The organism is Ruegeria sp. P10 (assembly GCF_056534925.1).
Genome location: NZ_JBQERJ010000006.1, coordinates 132,821 through 156,424, shown reverse-complemented (window position 1 = coordinate 156,424; position 23,604 = coordinate 132,821). Strand labels below are relative to the sequence as shown.

Sequence of the window (23,604 nt, the reverse complement as noted above, 5' to 3'; positions counted from 1 at the left end):
GAAAGGCCCGCCGGATCACGGCGGGCCTTGTTAGTTGGAAGTCTGAAAAACACAGCCATCGGAAATCAGGTCTGGCGGCGTTGCGCACAAAGCCCGCGCGATCTGAAACGCGGCGAGGACTTTTGGCACGTAGTCCCGGGTTTCAGCATAGGGTGGCACACCGCTGTGTTTGCGTACGGCCCCCTCTCCTGCGTTGTATCCAGCCAATACAAGTATTGGATCATTCCCGAACTCTTCCATCAGCCAGTTGAGGTATTTTACACCGCCCGCAATGTTCTCAGAGGGCTTAAGGCTGTCCTTTACCCCGAATCTGGCCGCTGTCGCGGGCATTAACTGCATAAGCCCCTGCGCGCCTGCGGAACTGACCGCGTCTGTACGCCCGGCCGATTCCACCGAGATGACCGCAAGCACCAGCGCAGGTGAAACATTGGTTCCCACAGTGGAACGAAGGATATCGATCCCGCGTTCCTTTGCGATATCTTGCAGCGATTGCAGTCGCGGTGATCTCACGTTGGTTGCGGCCAGGGCGCTGATCGCCGCGTCAAGCCGCCCGGCCCCACCTTCATCAATGTGCGGTGAAATCAAGTTCCAGAAAGCCTTGTACGATCCTTTGGGATCTCGTTTGACTTCCGCACCGGGCGCCGGCAGCGGAGCGACTTTGGTACGCGCGATGATTTCCGGCACCACCAGTTCAGTGCCCGTGCTGGGCGCTGAAGGGTTGGCTGCATGTTCTTCCGGAGTGATCTGCACGGTCACACGCGGACGTTCACCGGGTTTTGGGACTTTGACGCGCTTGTATACGCCGCGCGGCTCTGTCTCGGTCGCATTTACGGATGCAGTACCCGATATCAGAAACGCCAGCACACCGGCGCATTGAAGTGCGTTCCGGAGATTCATTTGCCTGCCTCATGTTTTCTTTTTAGGCGATTTGAACCCCGAATCTTCCCGCAAGGCCAGAAAAACAAAGCGAAATGGGGCAGTTTCGCCTCATTTGGCGCAATTTTGCATCGCTATAGGGCCTTTGCTTCAATCGTTGTGATTTTTTTATCTTTTATTTTCAATATATTATAAAAACTATAACCAAAAAGTTAAGCCGTACGAAAAAAAATCTGTGTTTGGCCCAATTCCTGCCACGCACAACAGGCAAACATTAATCCATACCGAGACGGACATGAGCGGCCTGAGAGAGAAAGCTCTGAAGAACGCCGAGGTTTGTTAAACTCTTTTTGATCCTTTAGGAGGGACGTAACATGATCAAGTTCATCAAGAACTTCCGCAAAGACGAAGACGGCGCAGTAACAGTTGACTGGGTTGTTCTGACCGCAGCAGTCATCGGCCTGGCAGCCGTTGCATACCAGCAGATCTCGGCTGGCGCGACCGGCCTGGCAACAGACGTGAACACCGCTCTGCAAGCATCGTCGATCAGCACCGGCAGCAACACCGCAACAGGTGGTATCACAGCTGCAGGCACCAACTAAGCCTTTGGTTTAGCAAGATTTCGAGACCGCGCCTTCAGGCGCGGTCTTTTTTGTTTCAGAAGTACCGGTACTTCTGAGGCAAAAATACAGGCTAATAGACATGACGCCGCCCGACACATCACGAGTGCCACCGAATTAGTCACGCCCTTTTCAGGTCTCACCGCAATAAGGAACACGAGAAAAAGTGCTGAATCTTAGATATCTTCACCAAAATCAACTTTTGGCCTGATTTCCGCCATCCGAACGAACCACTGTTGGGCGACGTTACGGGAAACACTGAATTGTCGTATTGGAGATATGTAGATGCTAAAGTTCCTTAATCGGTTCAAATCGGACGAAGCAGGAGCGGTGACCGTTGACTGGGTGGTTTTGACCGCAGTATTGATCGGTCTGTCAGGCGCGACCTACCTCGTCATCAGCTCAAGTGTTGATGGTATCGGCGGTAACATCAACCAAGCCATGAGTTCCTCTGTTGTCAGCACCGGCTCGAACACCGGGCCTGGCGGTCTCGTCACAGCGGGAACCAACTGAACCACAGCGAGTTTTCACATTCACCCACTTTCCTGAGCTTGTTGGTGAACGTGTAGGGCAAATAAACGCGGCGGCCTTTTTGGGGCGCGGCGTTTGTTTCGTTGTTCTTCGTCTGGCCTGCCGTAAGGAAATGACAGCAGTCGTTTTGCGGAATTGTGCGAAAGCTGACGCAGAATCTAACAAGCAGACATTTTTGTCCCACATTTCGACACAATTTACATTTAACGCTTGGGCTGTTTCAAAGTGGCCCTTTGGCCGCTTAGTATCCGACTAAATAAGAAAGAGGTGCATGTATGCGAGCGGTATTCGGACTTGTCCTGATTGTCGGCGTTGCTCTGGCTGGGGGCGCCGTTTACATGGCGCGCAACTATATTGCGGCTTATCAAAGCGAACTGGCACGGCAGAAACAAGCGGCAGAAGAAGCGCTGGCCAATGCCAAAGTCGATGTCATTCCGACGGTAACTGTTTACGTTTCAAATCGTCCTCTAAAATACGGTGAACGCCTGACGCAGGAAGACGTACGCGCTGTAGACTGGCCGGAAAACGCGATTCCCGAAGGTACGTTCTCTGATCTCACTGCCCTGTTTCCCGAAAGTGGCGCCAATGAGCGTTATATTCTGAGAACCATGGAAAAAGACGAGGCGATTATGGAGGTCAAGATCACGCGTCCAGGCGAATCGGCTGGCCTAACATCTCGACTTGAAAAAGGTATGCGCGCCTTTGCAATCAGCGTCGACGTGGCCTCTGGTGTTTCAGGCTTCCTGCGTCCCGGCGACAATGTCGACATCTACTGGACCGGATCAAGCGGCACCATCGAGGGCAACACCGGCGGCATCACCAAGCTGATCGAAACCAATGTTCAACTCATCGCGGTCGACCAGACCGCTGGTTCGGACGTCGCAAGCGCAACGATTGCACGCACAGTCACGGTCGCAGCCACGCCGGAACAGGTCGCAGCACTCGCGCAGGCCCAGAACACCGGGCGGCTGTCACTGGCCCTTGTTGGGGTGCAGGATGACTCTGTTGCGTCGGCAATCGAGGTGGATCAGCGCAAACTGCTTGGAATAACGGCAGCCGCTCCGGAACCGAAGGAAGAGGTTGAACAGGTCTGCACGACGCGCATCAGACGCGGTGGCGAGATTGTCAACGTGCCTATCCCTTGTACAAATTGACGCCAATTCAGAGTGTTACAAGATCGGAGCCGCATCTCAGATGCGGCTCTTTTCTTGTTGTTGTTGCCAATTCTCCACATAAGGAAAATTCCAGAAACCATTGATTATTGCAATAAATTCGGATTTCGCGCAGTCTCTTTGCACATAGGGCATAAGACCCAAAAAACGAGGCGTGATCGGAGAGGCAGGTCACATGACAATACGTTCCTGGATCAGCGCAACCCTGCTGGGGTTGTCGCTTTTTATGGGCCCGGTCGGCGATGCCGCCTGGGCTGAATCCCTTCGCGTGGTAAAAAAGGGCACAGTGGAAACGCTGGAAGTTCCGATGAACCGCGCGATTGTTGTGGAAAGCGAACAACCTTTCGCAGAGCTCAGCATTGCCAATGCCGGCATTGCAGACATCTCATCGTTGTCCGAGCGCACGATCTATGTTCTGGGCAAGGCCCCGGGCCTGACCACGCTGACACTGTTTGACGGCGCAGGCAATCTTTTGGCCAATGTCCGCGTCCGGGTCGCACCAGATGTTACGGAATTCAAGGAACGTCTGCGTCAAATCCTGCCCAATGAACCCATCGAGGTTCGCACAGCGAATGATGGCATTGTTTTGTCCGGTACGATCTCCAGCTCGGCCAAACTGGCCCGCGCACTTGAATTGGCTGAACGGTACGCGCCCGAACGTGTATCGAACCTGATGTCTGTGGGTGGCGTCCAGCAGGTCATGCTGAAAGTTCGCTTTGCCGAGATGAACCGCTCGGTCGCTAAAGAGCTTTCTTCAACGCTTTCAGTTACGGGCACTGATTTTGTCGGTGGTTTCAATCCGCAGAACCTTGTTCCCCCTGTCACAGTGGAAAATGGTGTCTTGTTGTTTGGCTTCGGGGTCGGATCGGCACAAGTCAACTTACTTCTGCAAGCCCTCGAGTCGAAGGGCCTTGTTCGCAACCTTGCCGAACCGAACCTTTCAGCCCTGTCCGGTCAGGAAGCAACGTTTCTGGCTGGTGGTGAAGTTCCGATTCCGGTGCCGCAAGACGACGGTGTCGTGGCAATCGAGTACAAACCCTTCGGTGTGAATATGAACTTCATTCCTCGGGTTGTGGACGGCGACCTGATCAATCTGGAAATGGGCACCTCGGTTTCGAGCATCGACACCAGCACCAACTTCACGATCAATGGAGACACCGTTCCCAGCTTTATCGTGCGGGAAGCCAAGACCACAATAGAACTGCGCGACGGGGAAAGCTTTGCCATCGCCGGACTGCTTCAGGACAACTTTGTGGACCAAGTCAACCAAGTGCCGTGGCTGGGAGATGTGCCGGTTCTGGGGTCCTTGTTCCGCAGCGCTGATTACCAGCGTGAACAAAGTGAACTTGTCATCATCATCACGGCGCATCTAGTTTCACCGACTCGAGGCGAAACTCTTGCGCTTCCAACCGATCGGGTCAAACCGCCCAGCGAATTCGACCTGTTCGTGAACGGTCGGGTGGCGCGCACACAGCGCGCGGGCGCCGGCGGAGCGTCTGAGGTTGCCAAACAGAGCTTCGGCAGCTCGTACGGCTACGTCCTAGATTGATCAGGAGGATAGGACCAATGCAGAAGTGGATCATCACACTGGGTCTTACGGTCGCCGTTGCCGCATGTACGCGCGAGGTCGGATACGAGATCGATGCCGGAACCTTTGGAAACGCGACATTGAACAATATCCAGGTTCAAAACGGCGAGTTGACCTATGCTCAGATTCTCGGTCGCAGATTTGCCGCGGATGTGCCCAGCCAAGTGAACTTTGCCTTCAACAGTTCGCAACTGGACGCATCAGCGCAAAGCATACTGTTGCAGCAGGCTGACTGGATCAAACAGTTCCCCGAAGCCAGGTTCCGGGTTTACGGACATACAGATGCCGTTGGGTCGACCAGCTACAACAAAAGCCTTGGGCTACGCCGCGCGCAGGCCGTCGTTGCGTTCCTTGAACGGCAAGGCATCTCGCGTTCACGTCTTGAAGCCGTTGTATCCTTTGGGAAAACGCAGCCGTTGATCGCGACACCGAATCGGGATCGCCGCAACCGTCGGACGGTAACGGAAGTTTCTGGCTTTGTTGACCGTCACCCACAACTGCTCGACGGTAAATACGCGAACATTATCTATCGCGAATACGTTGAAAGTGCGACGTGGAAGACCGTGATTGAGAATGTATCATCAACAGATACGGCCAACTAGTGCCGCCGGAAGCGGTGGATAATACGTTTGAAATGGGCGACATCGTCGCCCATTTCCCTACAATTGGTTCTTTTGCGCCCAATTCTCGCCCAACTTCAAAGCAACATTGTGAACAATAGGGTGACCTGCGGCCAAATTTGACCGTATTGGGGCGACAGCACATCAATCTGGCGGATTTCGTTCATATGACATGCTGAGCCCTCACGACGAGGATAGTGTTTATGACCAGCGCGACGCCGCAAGACGACAATACTGCAATCTTGGCCTGCACCATCAGTCGGGATGTTCAGAATTTCGACCTTCTGATCGAAGACATGGAAGCCATCTTGGGCGAACGCTGGGGAGATCTGGGATTTGCAGAAGCGTTGGCCTTTTTCAGCCAACCCGAAGCTGAAACGCTGGAATTCGTAGCACTGGCGATCGACGGAGAAGACGAAGACAACCTTTCTCTGCTAGGTGAGATAATCACTCAAGCCAATGAAAAGAAAGTAAAAGTTGTTCTGATCGCCGAGGATGTTACCCCGGCATCCCTGCACCAACTGCTGCGCAAGGGTGCTGACGAGTTCGTGCCCTATCCTCTTCCCGAAGGCGAATTGCAGGAAGCCATCGAGCGAATGAAGCAGCCCGACCCGGTTGCCGTTGCGCAAGCAGCCGCCGTTCCTTTAGCCGGCGGCGCGTCCAAGGAAGGCGCACTGTTTGTCGTTCAGGGCCTGGCAGGTGGTGTCGGCGCAACGACACTGGCCGTAAACCTGGCTTGGGAACTGGCCTGTGCTTCGGACAAAGACGCACCGACTGTGTGTCTGATCGATCTGGACCTGCAATACGGGACTGTTTCCACCTATCTGGATCTGCCGCGACGAGAGACCGTGTTTGAAATGCTGTCGGATACCGATGCGATGGACAGCGAAGTATTCTCGCAAGCCCTTCAAACATATGAAGAAAAGCTTCAGGTTTTGACCGCACCCTCCGACATGGTGCCACTGGACTTGATCACCCCGGAAGACATTCAGCGCGTGATCGACATGGCGCGCGCGCATTTCGACTATGTCATTGTCGACATGCCAAAAACGCTGGTCCTGTGGTCGGAAACAGTTTTGCAGGCCGCCCATGTGTATTTCGCCCTGATCGAGCTGGACATGCGGTCCGCCCAGAATGCCCTGCGCCTGAAACGTGCATTGCAGGCAGAGGAGCTACCATTCAACAAGCTGCGTTTTGCGTTGAACCGCGCGCCGAAATTTACCGATCTGAACGGGAAAAGCCGCGTGAAACGCATGGGGGAAAGCCTTGGAATCTCCATCGACCTTCTGCTGCCTGATGGTGGCAAACCGGTCATGCAAAGTGGGGATCACGGTCTGCCTCTGGCAAATGCGGCCGCCAAGAACCCTTTGCGCCGCGAAATCGCAAAGCTGGCGAAGTCGCTCCACAGCCTCGGCAGCAGTGCCGAAGAAGCTGCGTAAACATCATCCCAAGGGGGGATAAGCCGTGTTTTCAAGATACAAAAAACAACCCGCAGCGCAGCCCGTCAAAACGCCGGCACAACCGGCTGAAACAGCGGCGTCTTCTGCACAGGCGACACCTGTCGCGACTGCGGTGGCACGCAAACCCGTGAAAAAGATTGCTGCTGAGGTCACAAGTTCAGACAAAGACCGCAAACGCAAGGAGCGGTTGGGTGAGATCAAGATCGAACTGCACCGCGAACTGCTGGAGAACCTGAACCTGGCCGCGCTGGAAAACGCCGGCGAAGCCGAGTTGCGCGCTGAAATCAGTGCTATCGCCAGTGAAGTTCTGGAAACACGGAACATTGTTCTGAACCGCGAAGACCGGTCCCAACTGAACAAGGAACTGTATGACGAGGTGACGGGCCTTGGCCCGCTCGAGGCGCTGCTTCAGGACGATTCGGTCAACGATATTCTGGTGAATGGTCCACAACAGATTTTTGTGGAACGTTCCGGCAAGCTGGAACTCAGCGACATTACCTTCAAAGATGAAAAGCACCTGATGCGGATCATCGACAAGATCGTGTCCGCCGTGGGCCGCCGCGTCGATGAATCCAACCCGTATGTTGACGCCCGTCTGGCCGATGGATCGCGTTTCAATGCCATGGTGCCTCCGATCGCGGTGGACGGATCGCTTGTTTCCATTCGTAAATTCAAGAAAGACAAGCTGGGCATTGACGACCTGGTCAATTTCGGTGCGTTCACCGAAGAAATGGCCGCATATTTGCAGGCCGCCGTGTCCACGCGACTGAATATCATCGTTTCCGGGGGTACGGGTTCGGGTAAAACAACCACGCTCAACGCCTTGTCCAGCTTCATCGACGATGCCGAGCGGATCCTGACCATCGAGGACACGGCTGAACTTCAACTGCAACAGACGCATGTGGGTCGGATGGAAAGCCGCCCGCCCAACGTGGAAGGCAAAGGTGAAGTCAGCCCGCGCGACTGTCTGAAGAACGCCCTGCGTATGCGTCCTGACCGTATCATCGTGGGTGAGACACGCGGCGCCGAGGTCATCGACATGTTGCAGGCCATGAACACCGGTCACGACGGATCAATGACCACGATTCACGCCAACTCGGCCCGTGACGGCATTTCACGTCTGGAAAACATGATCGCGATGGCCGGGATCGAAATGCCGATCAAGGCGGTCCGCAGTCAGATCGCCTCGGCTGTGAACCTGATCGTGCAGGCCAGCCGCCTACAGGACGGTTCGCGCCGGATGACCTCGATCACCGAGATCACCGGGATGGAAGGGGACGTGATTTCCATGCAGGAAATCTTTCGTTTTCAACGCGTTGGCCTGACACCAGACAACAAGATCATCGGGCATTTCACCGCCACTGGCGTCCGGAGCCACTATTCGGAACGGTTCCGTCTATGGGGCTTTGACTTGCCAGCGTCCATCTACGACCCAACCACAATGTAGGAGAACCGGGTATGCAATTGCCTATGGAGGCGATCATTTATGTCGCCATCTTTGTGGGGGTCCTTGCCTTGGTCGAGGGCATCTATCTTGTCGCCTTCGGCAAGTCCATTAGCCTGAACAGCCGCGTCAACCGGCGCCTGGATATGCTGGAAAAGGGTGCCGGACGCGAACAGGTGCTGGAGCAGCTGCGCAAAGAGATGCAGCAGCATATGAAATCGCAGAGCATTCCTCTGTATTCACTTCTTGCTGACAAGGCGCAAAAGGCTGCAATCGCGTTCTCTCCACGTCAATTGATCATGATCATGGGTCTGGTATCAGCCATGGCCTTTGTCGGTTTGAGCATTGGCACCGCTACGGACACGGCACTTCGTATCGTTGTTTCCATCGCGATCGGCATCGGCGGCGTTTACGCCTGGGTAAACCACAAGGCCAAGAAACGCATGGGAATGATCGAAGAACAACTGCCCGATGCGGTTGAGCTGATGGTACGATCTCTGCGTGTTGGCAATCCATTTGTGTCGACGATTCAGGTGGTTGCAAACGAAGTTCAGGATCCGCTGGGAACCGAATTTGGCGTTATCGCTGATGAATGTGCCTATGGTCGCGATGTGGGCGAGGCGCTGAAGGACATGGCTGAGCGTCTGGACATGCAGGATATGCGCTTTCTTGCCGTAGCCGTGGGTATTCAGCAGCAATCTGGCGGCAACCTGGCCGAAATTCTGGCCGGATTGGCAAAGGTGATCCGCGCCCGTTTTCGCCTGTTCCGTCGGGTCAAGGCGATTACGGCCGAGGCGCAATGGTCCGGCAAGTTCCTGTCCGGGTTCCCTGTTGCCTGTCTGATTTTTATTCTTGTCAAGGACCCAGGCTATTACGACGACGTGTTGGATCACCCCTGGTTTATTCCCGCGTGTTTTGTTGTCGCGATCCTGCTGACATTGAACCTGATCGTCATGAAAATCATCACCAACATCAAGGTCTGAGGGCAGCACCATGGAAATCCTGACCAGCATCAATGACCTGTTGACCCAGCACCTGGGTGAATTCGGACCGCTTATCGTTGTCGGCGTACTTGGCCTGCTTATGGTTCTGGTCGCTGTCACACTGATGATGAAGCAGCCGGAAGACCCCCTGAAGAAACTGCAAAGATCGAATGCGGCTCCTCCAAAGCAGAAAAAAGGGAAGAAAGAGCAGCTTCGAAACTCGAGCCGAAACGAACAGCTTGAGAAGTTTGCAACTTTCCTCGAGCCCAAGAACGAGGAAGAATACTCGGCCGTCGAGCTGAAGCTGCGCCAGGCGGGCTACAGGTCGAAGGATTCGGTTCGGTTCTTCCACTTTGCGCAGTTTTCCTTGGGGATCCTTGGTATTTTCATTGGTGTTCTGCTGGTCACGGTTTTTTCCGGCGGCCAGGAATTTACCGGAACACAGATGATGATCCGGGTGCTTGTCCCCGGCGCGATCGGCTATTTCGCACCCAAATACTGGATCACGCGACGGGTCGAAGAGCGGAAGGAAGCGATCACCGCCGGTTTTCCCGATACGCTTGATCTGATGCTGGTCTGCGTCGAGGCCGGTCAATCGCTGGATCAGGCCATCGTTCGCGTGGCCAGTGAAATGAGCGCGTCTTATCCGGATATCGCGCAGGAATTCGAAACCGTCGCGTATGAAATGAAGGCCGGCAAGGACAAGGATACCGTCCTGCGCGACTTCGGCGTGCGCTGTGGCGTTCAGGACGTGAACTCTTTTGTCACCGTCATGATCCAATCGGCAACATTTGGTACATCAATCGCCGAGGCGTTGCGGGTTTACGCCGGTGAGATGCGCGACAAACGCGTGATGCGCGCCGAGGAGGCCGCGAACAAGTTGCCGACCAAGATGACTCTTGTCACAATGATGCTGACGGTTCCACCGCTGCTGATTATTCTGGTTGGCCCGTCGGCAAATGTTATTTCGAGTTTTGGACGCTAGGTCGGATAGAGCCATATGAAAGCTGAATTCAGGTGCTTCCCTTCCGGGTTTCGCCTAATGTTCCGGGCCACCATGGTTTTTGCCATGGTGGCTTCTTGTACAGAAGGCCTGTCACCCAACGGTTTGGATGCACCGGGAGTTGACACCAAAGGTCAGGCCGAGGACAGCATCGAGGTCGGAAACAGATTGATGGCCGCCGGAGAATACGAACTGGCGCTTCAAACCTTTACCCGGGCCGCGCTGGAACAGGGTATGACGCCCCAGGTCCTGACGTCTCTGGGTACCGCAAATGTGGGGCTACGCCGCTTGGGACAGGCCGAAAAACTTCTGCGCAGAGCCGTCGAAGACGACACGGACTGGCCGGTGGCCTGGAACAATCTGGGTGTCCTGCTGATGGAAAAACAGGAATACCCCGAGGCCGCGCAAGTGTTTCAGCGTGCCTATGCGCTGGACAATGGCGAAAGTGACGCAATCCGGGACAATCTGCGCTTAGCACTCGCAAAAATGGAAAATCCTGTTAATAATACCCCACAAGAACAACAAGAATACACACTGGAGCAGCTTGGCGACGGGCAATTCACGCTACGCAAGATCCAGTAATTGAGGCGAGAGCAGTAAAGGACGCAAAAAATGCGCCAGCAATTCTTGATTCCGAGTGTTGTTATCAGTGGTCTGATCCTTTCGGCCTGTGCAAAGGAAACCGAAGAGGAAAAGGTTGAACGAACGTTTCAGGAAGTGAACGTCATTGACGAAACAAACCTGAGCGATGTGCTTCTGAGCGCCGCAGATCCAAACGAAGCGGTGACCTATTTCCACGGCGCAGCGCTCAAGAACCCGGACCGGATCGATCTTCAGCGCGGACTGGCAATTTCTTTGGGCCGTGCCAAACGCACGACCGAGGCCGTGACCGCATGGAAGCGCGTCACAACGATGAAGGGCACGAACGCCGCGGACAAGGTTGAATACGCGGACGCATTGGTCCGAAACGGCGACTGGTCGCAGGCGAAAACCGTTCTGGATTCGGTTCCCCCAACCTTTGAAACCTTCAAACGGTATCGCCTCGAGGCAGTCGTTGCGGATTCCCGGAAAGAGTGGAAACGCGCGGATCATTTCTATGAAACCGCTGTCGGGCTGACGACACGTCCGGGCAGTGTGATGAACAACTGGGGATATTCCAAACTGACCCGCGGCGAATATGCCGAAGCGGAGCGGTTGTTCTCGGAAGCGATCCGTCAGGACAACTCGCTGTTTACTGCCAAGAACAACCTGGTTTTGGCCCGATCAGCGCAAGGCAACTATAGCCTGCCAGTCGTCCCGATGACTCAGGTCGAGCGAGCGCGTCTGCTCAACACGATGGGTATTTCGGCAGTCAAACAGGGCGATATAACCACCGCCAAGAACCTTTTCCGCGAAGCCATTTCAACCCACCCGCAGCATTTCGACGAGGCGGTCCGCTCGCTTCGGGCGCTTGAAGGGGCCTGACACATGCAAATACCCGCAGTGGCAGCGGCCTGGTTTCTGCCGTTTGTGCTGCCGATCTGCTTTTACGTGGCCTTCACGGATATGCGTGAGATGCGGATCAAGAACCATGCAGTCCTTGCGCTGACGCTGGTTTACATCGTGATAGGACTGATCGCCATCCCGCCCTGGTCTACAGGCAGTGTCGGCGGCAACCTGGGGCCGATCACCGTGTCTATGCCGGTCTATTTCTGGCAACTGCTGCATATCGTCGTGGTTTTGGTCATTGGTATCTTCCTGAACGCCGCGGGCACCATGGGCGCTGGCGATGCCAAGTTTCTGGCCGCCGCATCGGCGTTTGTCTGGCTGGGCGATCTGCGAATTATGCTTATGATCCTGACCGCCTGTATTCTGGCTTCCGTGGTCACTCATCGTTTGGCCAAGATCACAAGGCTGCGCACGATCGCGCCGCATTGGGAAAGCTGGAGCCGGGGCAAACAGTTTCCGATGGGTTTCGCCTTGGGCGGATCATTGGCGATGTACCTGATTCTGGGCACTGTTCTCGGATCGTAAACTATCATCAGCGCGCCTTGCCGCTGCCTTTGTCCCGCCACAAAGCTGGTTCATTTTCTTCAAGACGCCCGTTTTCGGCTTCTTGGCGTGACATTTTGATGGACGAGCACCGCGCATGAATATGCAGAATTCCTCTGTTATGGCCCCCCCTGCCCCCAAAGGTCTGGGCGAAATGAAGCTTCCGCTTGTAATGATGCGGGACATTCTGCTGAAGACGATTTTTCGCAAAAACGCGAGCACGGTATCAGAAGTCGCCGAAGCCATCTGTCTGCCTGGTTCTGTAACACAGGAACTGGTCGATATCGCGCGCGATCAGAAACTGCTTGAAGCGACCGGGACACTGAACGCCAATAGCGGCAATGAGATGGGATATCAGCTGACCGATGCAGGCAAGGCCCGTGCGCTGGATGCGCTGAGCCAATCCGAATATTTCGGCGCAATGCCGGTGCCGCTGGATGTCTATCGCGAGCAGGTCAAACGCCAGTCGATCCGAAATATTCAGGTCACGCGAGAGCAACTAGTTGGCGCAATGGGTCACCTGGTTCTGCCCGACAGCCTGCTGGACCATCTGGGCCCGGCGGTCAGTGCGGGCCGATCGATTCTGATGTACGGTCCTCCGGGCAACGGTAAATCCTCAATCTCGAACGGGATCCGGGATGCGTTGGGTGATAACGTCTATGTGCCCTACGCTATCGAATATGCGGGTCAGGTGATCACGGTCTATGACCCGATCGTGCACACGGCGATCGAACAGGAGCCGGACGACCCCAACAGCCTGCGTCGTCGCAAGCGGTTCGATTCTCGCTATGTGCAATGCGAACGCCCTACCGTCGTAACCGGTGGTGAGCTCTCGCTCAGTATGTTGGATCTGGTTTACAATCCGACCGCACGAACCTATCAGGCCCCGTTGCAGCTGAAATCCACCGGTGGCATTTTCATCGTTGATGACCTTGGCCGTCAGGCCGAACCGCCGCAGGCGCTGGTCAACCGTTGGATTGTCCCGCTTGAAGAAAACAAGGATATCCTCGGCCTGCAATCGGGTGAAAAGTTCGAAGTTCCGTTTGACACGCTGGTCATCTTCTCGACCAACTTCCACCCCAATGAGATCTTCGACCAAGCGGCCTTGCGCCGGATCTTCTTCAAGATCAAGATTGACGGCCCCAATCAGGAGAACTTCCTGAAAATCTTTGCCATGGTGGCCCGCAAACGAGGTATGCCGCTGGATGAGGCGGCATTGGTGCACCTGTTGAAGGTCAAGTACCCGACCATCAACAATATTTATGCCAACTACCAACCGATCTTCCTGATCGATCAGATGATCTCGATCTGCGAGTTCGAAGGCATCCCTTATCAGATGAGTCCGGACCTGATTGACCGTGCCTGGGCCAACATGTTCGTAAAAGACGAGAAAATCGTCAAATAACGCCGTGCCAATCCCTCCTCCGGGCGGGTAATCTGCAACCATGACGCAGATTCCCGCTCGGATTGGTACGTGGTTCTCCTCCAAAGGCTGGTCCATCCACCCACATCAGAAAGAGATGTTCGACCGGGCGAAGGAACCGGCAACCCTGCTGATCGCCCCAACCGGTGGCGGCAAGACCATGGCCGGATTTCTGCCTTCCCTGTCCGAAATGGCCGACGGGGACTACAACGGGTTGCATACACTCTATGTCTCGCCGCTCAAGGCGCTGGCGGCGGATATCAAACGTAACCTGCGCACCCCGGTGGATGAGATCGGCCTGCCCATCCGGATCGAGGATCGCACCGGTGACACCTCGGCCACGCAAAAAAAACGCCAAAGAGCCGATCCACCCCATATCTTGCTGACCACACCGGAAAGTCTGGCACTGCTGACCTCGTACGAAGATGCGCCGCGCATGTTCGATGGGGTACAGCGGATCATCGTCGACGAAGTCCACGCGCTGGCGGAAAGCAAGCGCGGCGATCAGCTGATGCTGGCCCTGGCACGACTTCAGCGCCTCAACCCGGGTCTGCGTCGTGTAGGCCTGTCAGCCACAGTCGAAGACCCTGCGGCAATTGCCGGCTTTCTGGCGCGCCACCCGGACGCCTGCCGGATTGTGCAGGCCGATCCCGGCCCGGACCCGGACATCCAGATGCTGGAAACAACGGAAACGCCGCCCTGGTCCGGCGGAGGCGCGGCCTATTCGATTCCGGCTGTGCTGGACCAGATCCGGCGGCACAAGACCACGCTGATCTTTCACAACACCCGCGCGCAGGCCGAAATCTACTTTCACAATCTGTGGCTGGCGAATGACGACGGCCTGCCCATCGGCATCCATCATGGCAGCCTTGACCGGCAGCAACGCGAGCGGGTCGAGGCCGCGATGGTGCGTGGCGAATTGCGCGCCATCGTCTGCACCGGCAGCCTCGATCTGGGCATTGATTGGGGCGATGTCGATTTGGTGATTCAGATCGGTGCGCCCAAGAACGTCAAGCGTCTGGTGCAAAGGATTGGTCGGGCCAACCACCGCTACAACGCGCCTTCCAAGGCGCTGCTGGTTCCTGCCAACCGCTTTGAGGTTGTCGAATGCGTCGCTGCGCTCGAGGCCGCCAAAGCCCATGACCTGGACGGAGAACCCCGAGGCCCCGGCCCCCGCGATGTGTTGTGCCAGCACATTCTGATTGCGGCCTGTGCCGGGCCCTTTGACGCTGATGATCTATATGCCGAGATGACATCCGCGGGACCTTACGCACAGTTCACCCGATCCGAATTTGACTCCTGTCTGGATTTCTGTGCCACCGGTGGCTACGCCTTGCGCGCCTATGATCGCTGGCAAAGGTTACAGCAGCGCGCCGACGGGCAATGGCAATTGCGCGATCCCCGCGCAGCGTCGCGCATTCGCATGAATTTGGGCACGATTCAGGACACGGATACACTCAAAGTTCGCCTTAGACGCAGCCGTGGCGGTAAACCGTTGGGCGAAGTCGAGGAAGCCTTTGCTGCTTCGCTGACCCCCGGCGATACCTTCCTGATCGGCGGACAGATTGTGCGGTATGAAGGTCTGCGTGAAATGGTGGTCGAAGTCAGCCGTCGCGCCGATCGCAAACCAAAGATCGCGACCTTCTCGGGCACGAAATTTGCGACCTCAACGCAACTCAGCGACCGCATTCTGCGCATGTTCGCCCAAACTGACTGGCCGCACCTGCCTTCCCATACGGCTGATTGGCTGGACTTGCAGCGCCAAATGTCCCGCCTGCCTCAACGCGATCGTCTGCTGATCGAAAGCTTTCCAAGCGACGGGCGAGAGCATCTGTGCGTATACGGATTCGCCGGCCGCAACGCGCAACAAACACTGGGGCTGCTGCTGACCAAACGGATGGAGGAAACCGGTTTGGCGCCGCTGGGGTTTGTCGCTACAGACTATGCCACGCTGATTTGGGGTTTGGATGCGGTCACTGACCCACGCCCTTTGTTTCAACCCGAAGCGCTGCGTGACGGGCTGGACACATGGCTGGCAGGCAACGCAGTCATGAAGCGTACCTTTCGCGCGTCGGCCACGATTGCCGGTCTGATCGAACGCAACTTGGCCGGGCAACGTAAAACCGGGCGGCAAGCCACGTTTTCGTCAGATATTCTCTATGACACTTTGCTGAAATATGATCCCGATCATCTGTTGATGCAGATCACCCGCGAAGAAGCCATGCGCGGGTTGGTTGACTTCGGTCGGATCGAGGCAATGCTGGCGCGCATCGGCGACCGCATCGACCTGCTGCGTCTGGACCGCGTTTCCCCACTGGCCGCGCCGCTGTTTCTTGAGGTCGGAAAGGTACCTGTCAAAGGAGCCGCCGAAGAAAGGCTGCTTGCCGAAGAAAGCGCCCGCCTGCTGGGAACCGCCGGGTTGGACCAGCTTTGAACCCCTTGCGCAAGATGTGGAATCAGGCCAAGAACGTATCATGAACGTGTGTGAATTTTCCTTTGCAGACCAGCAACTCGCTGCGTTGCCGTCTGGCGCATTATGGTGGCCGGCGCGGCGACTGCTTTGTGTTTCGGACCTGCATCTGGGAAAATCAGAACGTATGGCCCGACGGGGCGGGGCTACGCTTCCGCCTTATGACAGTCGCGAAACGCTTGACCGGCTGGCGCGCGATCTGGAACACACCAACGCCGAAACCGTCATCTGCCTGGGTGACAGCTTTGACGATCTCGAAGCGGCCCAAACCTTGCCCGACGCAGAAGGGTTGAGGATTGCGACTTTGCAGGCCGGGCGCCAATGGATCTGGATCGAAGGGAATCACGATCCCGGCCCGATCGAGATGGGGGACTCTCATCTGGTCGAATGGCAGTGCGGTCCTCTTGTCTTTCGTCACATCGCCCAGGATCGGCCGCAAGGTGAAATTTCAGGCCATTTTCATCCGAAAGCACAGATTCGGACAAAAGGAAGGCACATTTCCCGGCCCGCCTTTCTGCTGGACAGAAACCGGCTGATCCTGCCTGCCTACGGAACTTACACCGGGGGGTTGCGCAGTTCGGATCGGGCACTTTCCGATCTCATGAGCTCGGACGCAATGGCCATTCTAACGGGTCCGCAACCACAGATGATCCCAATGCCGCGTTGAGTTCAGATCAACCCGTCTTCTTCCAACTTCGGTTTGTACTTGCGGCTTACTGGAACCAGATCGCCGTTCATCAGGCGCAAAAAGGTTTTACCCGCTTTTTTTTCAAGCCCAACAATGGACGCGTCTACCACCCAATGTGACCGGTGCGAACAGTGCCCGGGGACCGGTTCCATCTCGGCAATTGCGTCCGTAAAGCGCGAGCGGACCGTGAACGTGCCTTCTGAAGTGACAATATCCACATTGTGGTCCCTGACCGTCAAACGATGGATTTGACCATCGAAGTCAGGCGGCAGACGCCTGATCAGGCGCGGCTTCTCGGCGTCCGGGGTCGAGGCCATCAATGGGTTCAGATCATTGCGTTGCACAAGAACCAAACCCGTTGCAAACAGGACCCCATATACCGCTACGGTCTGGGCGCCAGGTACTATGTGGCCCCCGCACGTGAACAGGACCCACGCCAATATCCAAAGGGACGGCGTGAACAGAACCAGGATCAGTGCCGCGAATGCCAGATCACGGACGGGAACATTCAACAGAACAGGGTTTTTCTGCATCAGCTTGCGCGCCAAACCGGTGACTGTCAGGGCAAGGACCATCACCCCGGTCCAGAAAAGAAGACGCAAACCGAAGCTCAGATCCGCGACCAGAAACGGAGGAAACGCGTAGGCAAGCAAGGGAAGAAAGACAAGGCCCGCCGTCACTCGCTGTGGGGTACAAGCATTCCGAATAGTGTTAATCCCAGACGTCATACCGCTTTTGTGCATGACTCAACAAAATTCAACCTTAGCACGACACGCACTGATGCACCTTACCTGTAACCAACTGGGAATACTGGGATATCACGATTTCTTAAGCTGTCAAACCCATTCAGGGCAAAATGGCTACAGCGTGCAACGATTGTCTCGCGGGGTCACGCACAACCGAGGAGTGTGCCGGGCCGATATGATCGACCCGACCAGATTGCCTTACGCAGTCAAACCTTCGGGTTCGGGCAGAGCGTTGGCGCGGCAGCACGCAGTCAAAGTGTTGGCCAACAGGCATGCAATGGTCATTGGACCTACACCACCCGGAACCGGAGTGATGGCGCCAGCACGCTGGGACGCGCTGGCATAGTCCACGTCACCGACCAGCTTGTTCTTTCCGTCGCGTTCGATGCGGTTGATGCCTACGTCGATCACGGTCGCGCCTTCCTTGATCCAGTCGCCCGGAACCATCTCGGGGCGGCCAACAGCGGCAACAACGATGTCGGCGCGGCGTACGACATCCGGCAGATCCTTGGTGCGCGAATGCGCGATGGTCACGGTGCAGCTGTCGCCCAGCAGCAGCTGCGCCATCGGTTTGCCCACAATGTTCGAGCGGCCGATCACAACGGCGTCCATGCCGGAAAGCGAACCGTGGTGGTCACGCAGCATCATCAGGCAGCCCAGCGGGGTGCAGGGCACCATCGATTTCTGACCGGTGCCCAGAAGGCCCACGTTCGAAATGTGGAAGCCATCCACATCCTTGGCCGGGTCGATCGAGTTGATCACCAGATCCTCGTTCAGGTGTTTGGGCAGCGGCAACTGAACCAGAATGCCATGCACGGCCGGGTCGTTGTTCAGCTTGTCGATCAGCGCCAGCAGGTCTTCTTCCGACGTCGCGGCGTCCAGTTTGTGCTCGTACGAGTTCATGCCGACTTCAACGGTCATTTTGCCCTTCGAGCGGACATAAACCTGGCTGGCTGGGTCTTCGCCCACAAGAACCACGGCCAGGCCGGGGGTGATGCCGTTTTCTTCTTTCAGCTTTGCGACCTGATCGGCAACTTGACCGCGCACTTTTGCGGCAAAGGCCTTACCGTCGATAACCTGAGCTACCATACTTCGATCCCTTCTTTCAAAAAACGGATCGGGCGCACAGAACGCCCGGTCAGTCAGTCGGTGCCAATCACGCGCTCTTCGCGTGCAATCGACCAGTCAATCAATATGCGCCACAGCTTCTCGGCCAGATCCGGGTCCATCCCCAGCGCGTCCGAGCTTGCACGCACGCGTTGCACCACCTCTTCGACACGTTCCGGGATACGGGCCGGAAGGCCCTCGCCCGGTTTCAGCTGCGACGCGCGGTCGATATAGCTGGCGCGTGTCACCAGCATTTCGATCAGTTGGCGATCCAGCTTGTCGATCTCAGCCCGCAGCTCCTGCATCGTGTTGCAGTTCTGAGGCGGTGTCAGAGTGGGCATCGTCATCTCCTCATGGCCCGGGAATGAATCCCCGGACCACGAGATGTCCTATTCGGCGGCTTAGAACAAGCCCTCGATCTCACCTGCGTCATTGAGGCAGATGGTTTCGGCAGCCGGTTTGCGGGGCAGACCAGGCATGGTCATGATCTCGCCGCAGACGACCACGATGAAGCCCGCGCCCGCGCTCAGGCGTACCTCGCGCACCGGAACCGAATGGCCCGTGGGTGCACCGCGCAGCGATGGGTCGGTCGAGAAGGAATACTGCGTCTTGGCCATGCAGACCGGCAGGTTGCCATATCCGGCTTCTTCCCATTCACGCAGCTGGTTGCGGATCTTGTTGTCAGCCAGAACCTCGTCAGCGCGGTAGATGCGCTTGGCGATGGTTTCGATCTTCTCGAACAGAGGCATATCGTCGGGGTAGATCGGTGCGAAGTTCGCGGTGCCACCTTCGACGATTTCGACGACTTTCTCGGCCAATGGGGCAGACCCTTCGGAACCCAGCTCCCAGTGACGCGATAGAACCGCCTCGACGCCGTGCTCGCCACAATAGTCTTTCACCGCCTGAACTTCGGCATCGGTATCGGTGACGAAGTGGTTGATCGCGACGACAACCGGTACACCGAAGGATTTCACGTTCTCGATGTGACGGCCAAGGTTGGCACAGCCTGATTTGACGGCCTCAACGTTTTCCGCACCCAGATCGGCCTTGGCAACGCCGCCGTTCATCTTCATTGCCCGCACGGTCGCAACCAGCACCACAGCCGACGGGGCAATGCCCGCCTTGCGGCACTTGATGTTCATGAACTTCTCGGCACCCAGATCCGCACCGAAACCGGCTTCGGTCACGACATAGTCGGCAACTTTCAGAGCGGTCTTGGTCGCGATGACCGAGTTACAGCCATGCGCGATGTTCGCAAACGGGCCGCCGTGGACGAAGGCCGGGTTGTTCTCCAGCGTCTGCACCAGGTTCGGCTGCATCGCGTCCTTCAGCAGAACGGTCATTGCGCCTTCGGCCTTGATGTCACGGCAGTAGACCGGCGTCTTGTCGCGGCGGTAAGCAACGATGATGTCGCCCAGACGCTTTTCAAGGTCTTTCAGGTCGTTTGCCAGGCAGAGGATCGCCATAACCTCGGACGCCACGGTGATGTCAAAACCAGCTTCGCGCGGGAAGCCGTTCGATACACCACCCAGTGAAGCTGTGATCTGACGCAGGGCACGGTCGTTCATATCGACCACACGGCGCCATGCGACACGGCGGGTGTCGATCTCTTGCTCGTTACCCCAGTAGATGTGGTTGTCGATCATTGCCGACAGCAGCGAGTGCGCCGAGGTGATGGCGTGGAAGTCACCGGTGAAGTGCAGGTTCATCTCTTCCATCGGAACGACCTGCGCATAACCGCCACCCGCGGCGCCGCCCTTCATACCGAAGTTCGGGCCAAGCGAGGCTTCGCGGATACAGATCATCGCGTTCTTGCCGATGCGGTTCAGGCCGTCACCCAGACCCACTGTGGTCGTGGTCTTGCCCTCACCTGCCGGGGTCGGGTTGATTGCAGTCACCAGGATCAGCTTGCCGTCTTCGCGGTCCTGAACCGAGTTGATGAAGTTCTGGCTAACCTTCGCCTTGTCATGGCCGTAAGGCAGCAGATCCGCAGAGTCGATGCCGATCTTGGCACCGATTTCCTGAATCGGCTTTTTGTTCGCTTCGCGGGCGATTTCGATATCGGATTTGTAGCTCATTGGCCGGGGTCCTTGATTGAATACCGTGCAAAACCGACGCGAGGCGTCGGCGCTGTGCATTCCATACCCTTGTGTACAATCCCGGTAGCCATGGATTCCGACATTCTGGCGTCGCGAAGCGTCGTAAGTTCGTTTCAGGGGTTTCTAATCGGAAACAAGCCCGTTTTCACAAGCCCAAACAGGTTGATCCGGAACAAACAGTTTCAGCCGGTCCCCCAGTTGAATGCGCCCCGGGCGTTCGACCCATCCCGTGACGCCCCGACGCCCGGCCGCCGCAGGCTTGAAAGCTGCGCCATGCCCCGGTTGATCCGCTTCGATCTCGCGCCCCGGCAGAACACAAGGGGCGTTTTCCATGTCCACTGTTATCGTCGCCCCGTTCGTTACCTGAAGACGCGAGGACGGGGGAATATGAGAGAAATCCGGGATTCCGCGCAGCACAATGGAAGCCCCAAGATAGGACGGGTCAAGCTGATCCAACCCCATGTCCTGCGCAATTTGCTGCAACTCCTCCTCGGACAAAACTGAAAGCTGACGCACGTTGCGAATTTCAGTGCCTTTCGGGTAAAGGTTCGAGACCCGGACACAGGACGCCCGATTGAGGCCTTCGTGGCGCTCACCCTTCACGCCGTCAAAACCCAGATCCAGCGCGTCAACAGCCTTGGCCCGCAAGGAAGTTCCCGCAGGGACATAGCCAAGCCAGACTGCTTCGGCGGCAAATTCGGTTTCACGCAAAAATGGCATAGCCTTCCCTTTTCATCCTTTTTCTTGCGCGCATATTGCCCGGCAAAACACCGATGAAAAGAAAAAAGACCCGGACTATGCGCCGGGTCTTTTTTGACTATGCGGTGGGTTCAGGCTCCATCCCGCCATCGGGCGGAGATTTCTTGGCCTTTGTCTTGGGAATGGCCGTGACACTGGGCGCGCTGCCTTCATCCGGCTTGTCGCCTTCATCATCCTCGCTGGGTGATTCACCATTCATAACGCGCTTGATCTCATCACCCGTCAGGGTTTCGTATTCAAGCAGGCCCTGCGCCAGGCGTTCCCATGCTTCGTGCTGTTCGGTCAGAATCTGGTGCGCGCGCTCATAACCCTGCTGGATAAGGCGCTTCACCTCTTCTTCGATCAGCTCTTTCGTATGGGCCGACACCGAGAACCCTGCGGTGTTGCCCTGATAGCCTTCATGCGCCTCGGCATAGTCGATGTTACCAACCTTGTCCGACATGCCCCAGCGCATCACCATGGCACGCGCCAGCTGACTGGCCTGCATGATATCTCCGGCCGGGCCGTTCGAAACGTGGTCTTCACCGTATTTGATGACCTCGGCGGCTTTGCCGGCCATGGTCATGGCCAGCTTTTGCTCACACTCATCACGGTGGTAGTTCAGGCGATCCATTTCAGGCAGCGAAACCACCATACCCAGCGCACCACCGCGCGGAATGATCGTGGCTTTGTAGACAGGATCGCACAACGGCAGGGTCAGGCCGACAACGGCATGGCCGGCCTCGTGATAGGCTGTCTTTTCCTTCTGGTCCTGGGTCAGCACCATCGAGCGGCGCTCGGCGCCCATCATCACCTTGTCCTTGGCGTTCTCAAAGTCTTCCATGGTGACAAAGCGGCGACCCACGCGTGCGGCCATCAAAGCAGCCTCGTTCACGAGGTTCGCCAGATCGGCACCCGAGAAGCCCGGCGTGCCGCGAGCAATGATGCGCAGATCGACATCGGGGCCCAAAGGAGTCTTGCGCGCGTGCACGCCCAGAATCTTCTCACGGCCTTTGATGTCGGGGTTGCCAACGGTCACATTACGGTCAAAGCGGCCTGGACGCAGCAGTGCGGGATCCAGAACATCCTTACGGTTGGTGGCCGCCAGAATGATCACGCCTTCATTGGCCTCAAAGCCGTCCATCTCAACCAGCAACTGGTTGAGGGTCTGTTCGCGTTCGTCATTACCACCGCCGTAGCCAGCGCCACGATGGCGACCCACCGCGTCGATCTCGTCGATAAAGACGATACAAGGCGCATTCTTCTTGGCCTGTTCAAACATGTCCCGGACACGGGATGCACCGACACCCACGAACATCTCGACAAAGTCGGACCCTGAAATAGTGAAGAACGGCACACCCGCCTCACCCGCGATGGCACGGGCCAGCAAGGTCTTACCGGTGCCCGGAGGTCCGACCAGCAGCGCGCCCTTGGGGATCTTACCGCCAAGGCGGCTGAACTTCTGTGGATTGCGCAGGAATTCGACGATCTCTTCCAGTTCTTCCTTGGCCTCGTCGATGCCCGCGACGTCGTCAAATGTGACGCGGCCATGCTTTTCGGTCAGCATCTTGGCCTTCGACTTGCCAAAGCCCATCGCACCGCCTTTGCCGCCGCCCTGCATCCGGTTCATGAAATAGACCCAGACACCGATCAGCAACAGGAACGGCAACAGCGTGATCAGGAAAGACTGGAAGCCCGACTGCTGTTGCTTGACCGCTTGAACCGGGATGTTCTCATCGATCAAAAGCTTGGTGACCTCGGCATCGCCGGGTTTGATCGTGACGTAAGTCGCACCGCTCTCGGTCGTATAGCGGATCTGTTCACCATCCAGCGTCACGTTCTTGACTTCACCGCCTTGCACAGCGCCGACGAAATCGGAGTAAGTTCTTTCATTGCTCTGAAGCGTTCCGCCCGGTCCACTGAACAGATTGAACAGTGCAAGGATTAGCAGGAACAGAACGACCCAAAACGCGATATTGCGAGCGTTGCCCAAGGAAATTCTCCC

The 23,604-nt window shown here is 56.7% G+C and carries 22 protein-coding genes; 15 read left to right on the top strand and 7 right to left on the bottom strand.

Annotation, left to right across the window (positions count from 1 at the left end; translation table 11 throughout):
• Positions 1-30 precede the first annotated feature (30 nt).
• A complete protein-coding gene (locus ACR0FB_RS12045; RefSeq protein WP_171636865.1) occupies positions 31-897 on the bottom strand; it encodes a lytic transglycosylase domain-containing protein in 867 nt (288 codons plus the stop codon).
• Between the two features lie 353 nt (positions 898-1,250).
• Here ACR0FB_RS12045 and ACR0FB_RS12040 point away from each other — a divergent pair, with 353 nt between their 5' ends.
• From ACR0FB_RS12040 to pdeM, 15 genes are all read left to right on the top strand, one after another.
• Complete coding sequence (locus ACR0FB_RS12040) at positions 1,251-1,478, top strand: Flp family type IVb pilin (RefSeq protein ID WP_171724432.1); 228 nt, start codon at positions 1,251-1,253, stop codon at positions 1,476-1,478.
• A gap of 303 nt (positions 1,479-1,781) precedes the next feature.
• Positions 1,782-2,009, top strand: a complete 228-nt coding sequence (locus ACR0FB_RS12035; RefSeq protein ID WP_171724433.1) for a hypothetical protein — start codon at positions 1,782-1,784, stop codon at positions 2,007-2,009.
• A 293-nt stretch (positions 2,010-2,302) separates the two neighbouring features.
• Positions 2,303-3,181, top strand: a complete 879-nt coding sequence (gene cpaB, locus ACR0FB_RS12030; protein ID WP_171724434.1) for a Flp pilus assembly protein CpaB — start codon at positions 2,303-2,305, stop codon at positions 3,179-3,181.
• A gap of 193 nt (positions 3,182-3,374) precedes the next feature.
• On the top strand, positions 3,375-4,748 hold the full coding sequence (locus ACR0FB_RS12025) for a type II and III secretion system protein family protein (protein WP_209834954.1): 1,374 nt from the start codon (positions 3,375-3,377) through the stop codon (positions 4,746-4,748).
• 17 nt (positions 4,749-4,765) lie between these two features.
• On the top strand, positions 4,766-5,389 hold the full coding sequence (locus ACR0FB_RS12020; protein WP_171636857.1) for an OmpA family protein: 624 nt from the start codon (positions 4,766-4,768) through the stop codon (positions 5,387-5,389).
• 221 nt (positions 5,390-5,610) lie between these two features.
• The gene (locus tag ACR0FB_RS12015) at positions 5,611-6,846 is read left to right on the top strand and encodes a CpaE/TadZ family protein (protein ID WP_152457246.1); all 1,236 of its coding nucleotides are present in this window, start codon (positions 5,611-5,613) and stop codon (positions 6,844-6,846) included.
• Between the two features lie 25 nt (positions 6,847-6,871).
• Positions 6,872-8,314 carry a TadA family conjugal transfer-associated ATPase gene (locus tag ACR0FB_RS12010; protein WP_480620784.1) on the top strand — a complete coding sequence of 481 codons (1,443 nt, stop codon included), beginning with the start codon at positions 6,872-6,874 and terminating at the stop codon, positions 8,312-8,314.
• Positions 8,315-8,325: 11 nt separating this feature from the next.
• Positions 8,326-9,294, top strand: a complete 969-nt coding sequence (locus ACR0FB_RS12005; RefSeq protein WP_117869719.1) for a type II secretion system F family protein — start codon at positions 8,326-8,328, stop codon at positions 9,292-9,294.
• Between the two features lie 10 nt (positions 9,295-9,304).
• The gene (locus tag ACR0FB_RS12000) at positions 9,305-10,279 is read left to right on the top strand and encodes a type II secretion system F family protein (protein ID WP_171636852.1); all 975 of its coding nucleotides are present in this window, start codon (positions 9,305-9,307) and stop codon (positions 10,277-10,279) included.
• Positions 10,280-10,336: 57 nt separating this feature from the next.
• Positions 10,337-10,879, top strand: a complete 543-nt coding sequence (locus tag ACR0FB_RS11995) for a tetratricopeptide repeat protein (protein ID WP_371732270.1) — start codon at positions 10,337-10,339, stop codon at positions 10,877-10,879.
• Between the two features lie 30 nt (positions 10,880-10,909).
• The gene (locus ACR0FB_RS11990; RefSeq protein ID WP_171636850.1) at positions 10,910-11,761 is read left to right on the top strand and encodes a tetratricopeptide repeat protein; all 852 of its coding nucleotides are present in this window, start codon (positions 10,910-10,912) and stop codon (positions 11,759-11,761) included.
• Positions 11,762-11,764: 3 nt separating this feature from the next.
• Positions 11,765-12,310, top strand: coding sequence for a prepilin peptidase (locus tag ACR0FB_RS11985; RefSeq protein WP_171724435.1), 546 nt, complete (start codon positions 11,765-11,767; stop codon positions 12,308-12,310).
• Positions 12,311-12,425: 115 nt separating this feature from the next.
• Complete coding sequence (locus ACR0FB_RS11980; protein ID WP_171636847.1) at positions 12,426-13,733, top strand: ATPase; 1,308 nt, start codon at positions 12,426-12,428, stop codon at positions 13,731-13,733.
• Positions 13,734-13,773: 40 nt separating this feature from the next.
• On the top strand, positions 13,774-16,185 hold the full coding sequence (locus ACR0FB_RS11975) for a ligase-associated DNA damage response DEXH box helicase (RefSeq protein ID WP_480620782.1): 2,412 nt from the start codon (positions 13,774-13,776) through the stop codon (positions 16,183-16,185).
• Between the two features lie 40 nt (positions 16,186-16,225).
• Positions 16,226-16,888 carry a ligase-associated DNA damage response endonuclease PdeM gene (pdeM, locus tag ACR0FB_RS11970; protein ID WP_480620780.1) on the top strand — a complete coding sequence of 221 codons (663 nt, stop codon included), beginning with the start codon at positions 16,226-16,228 and terminating at the stop codon, positions 16,886-16,888.
• Positions 16,889-16,890: 2 nt separating this feature from the next.
• Here the strand turns inward: pdeM and ACR0FB_RS11965 are convergent, their stop codons facing one another.
• The 6 genes from ACR0FB_RS11965 to ftsH form a co-directional block, all read right to left on the bottom strand.
• Positions 16,891-17,484 carry a LytTR family DNA-binding domain-containing protein gene (locus ACR0FB_RS11965; RefSeq protein ID WP_245218136.1) on the bottom strand — a complete coding sequence of 198 codons (594 nt, stop codon included), beginning with the start codon at positions 17,482-17,484 and terminating at the stop codon, positions 16,891-16,893.
• A 369-nt stretch (positions 17,485-17,853) separates the two neighbouring features.
• Entirely contained in the window at positions 17,854-18,744 is an 891-nt protein-coding gene (gene folD / locus ACR0FB_RS11960) for a bifunctional methylenetetrahydrofolate dehydrogenase/methenyltetrahydrofolate cyclohydrolase FolD (protein ID WP_171636839.1), read from the bottom strand.
• 53 nt (positions 18,745-18,797) lie between these two features.
• Positions 18,798-19,103: a chorismate mutase gene (locus ACR0FB_RS11955; RefSeq protein WP_171636837.1), complete on the bottom strand. Its 306-nt coding sequence runs from the start codon at positions 19,101-19,103 to the stop codon at positions 18,798-18,800.
• A 60-nt stretch (positions 19,104-19,163) separates the two neighbouring features.
• Positions 19,164-20,840, bottom strand: coding sequence for a formate--tetrahydrofolate ligase (locus ACR0FB_RS11950; RefSeq protein WP_171170859.1), 1,677 nt, complete (start codon positions 20,838-20,840; stop codon positions 19,164-19,166).
• Between the two features lie 144 nt (positions 20,841-20,984).
• Positions 20,985-21,581 (bottom strand): MOSC domain-containing protein, encoded by a 597-nt coding sequence (locus tag ACR0FB_RS11945; protein WP_480620778.1) that lies wholly within the window; start codon positions 21,579-21,581, stop codon positions 20,985-20,987.
• Positions 21,582-21,678: 97 nt separating this feature from the next.
• A complete protein-coding gene (gene ftsH, locus ACR0FB_RS11940) occupies positions 21,679-23,592 on the bottom strand; it encodes an ATP-dependent zinc metalloprotease FtsH (protein WP_171636833.1) in 1,914 nt (637 codons plus the stop codon).
• Positions 23,593-23,604 lie beyond the last annotated feature (12 nt).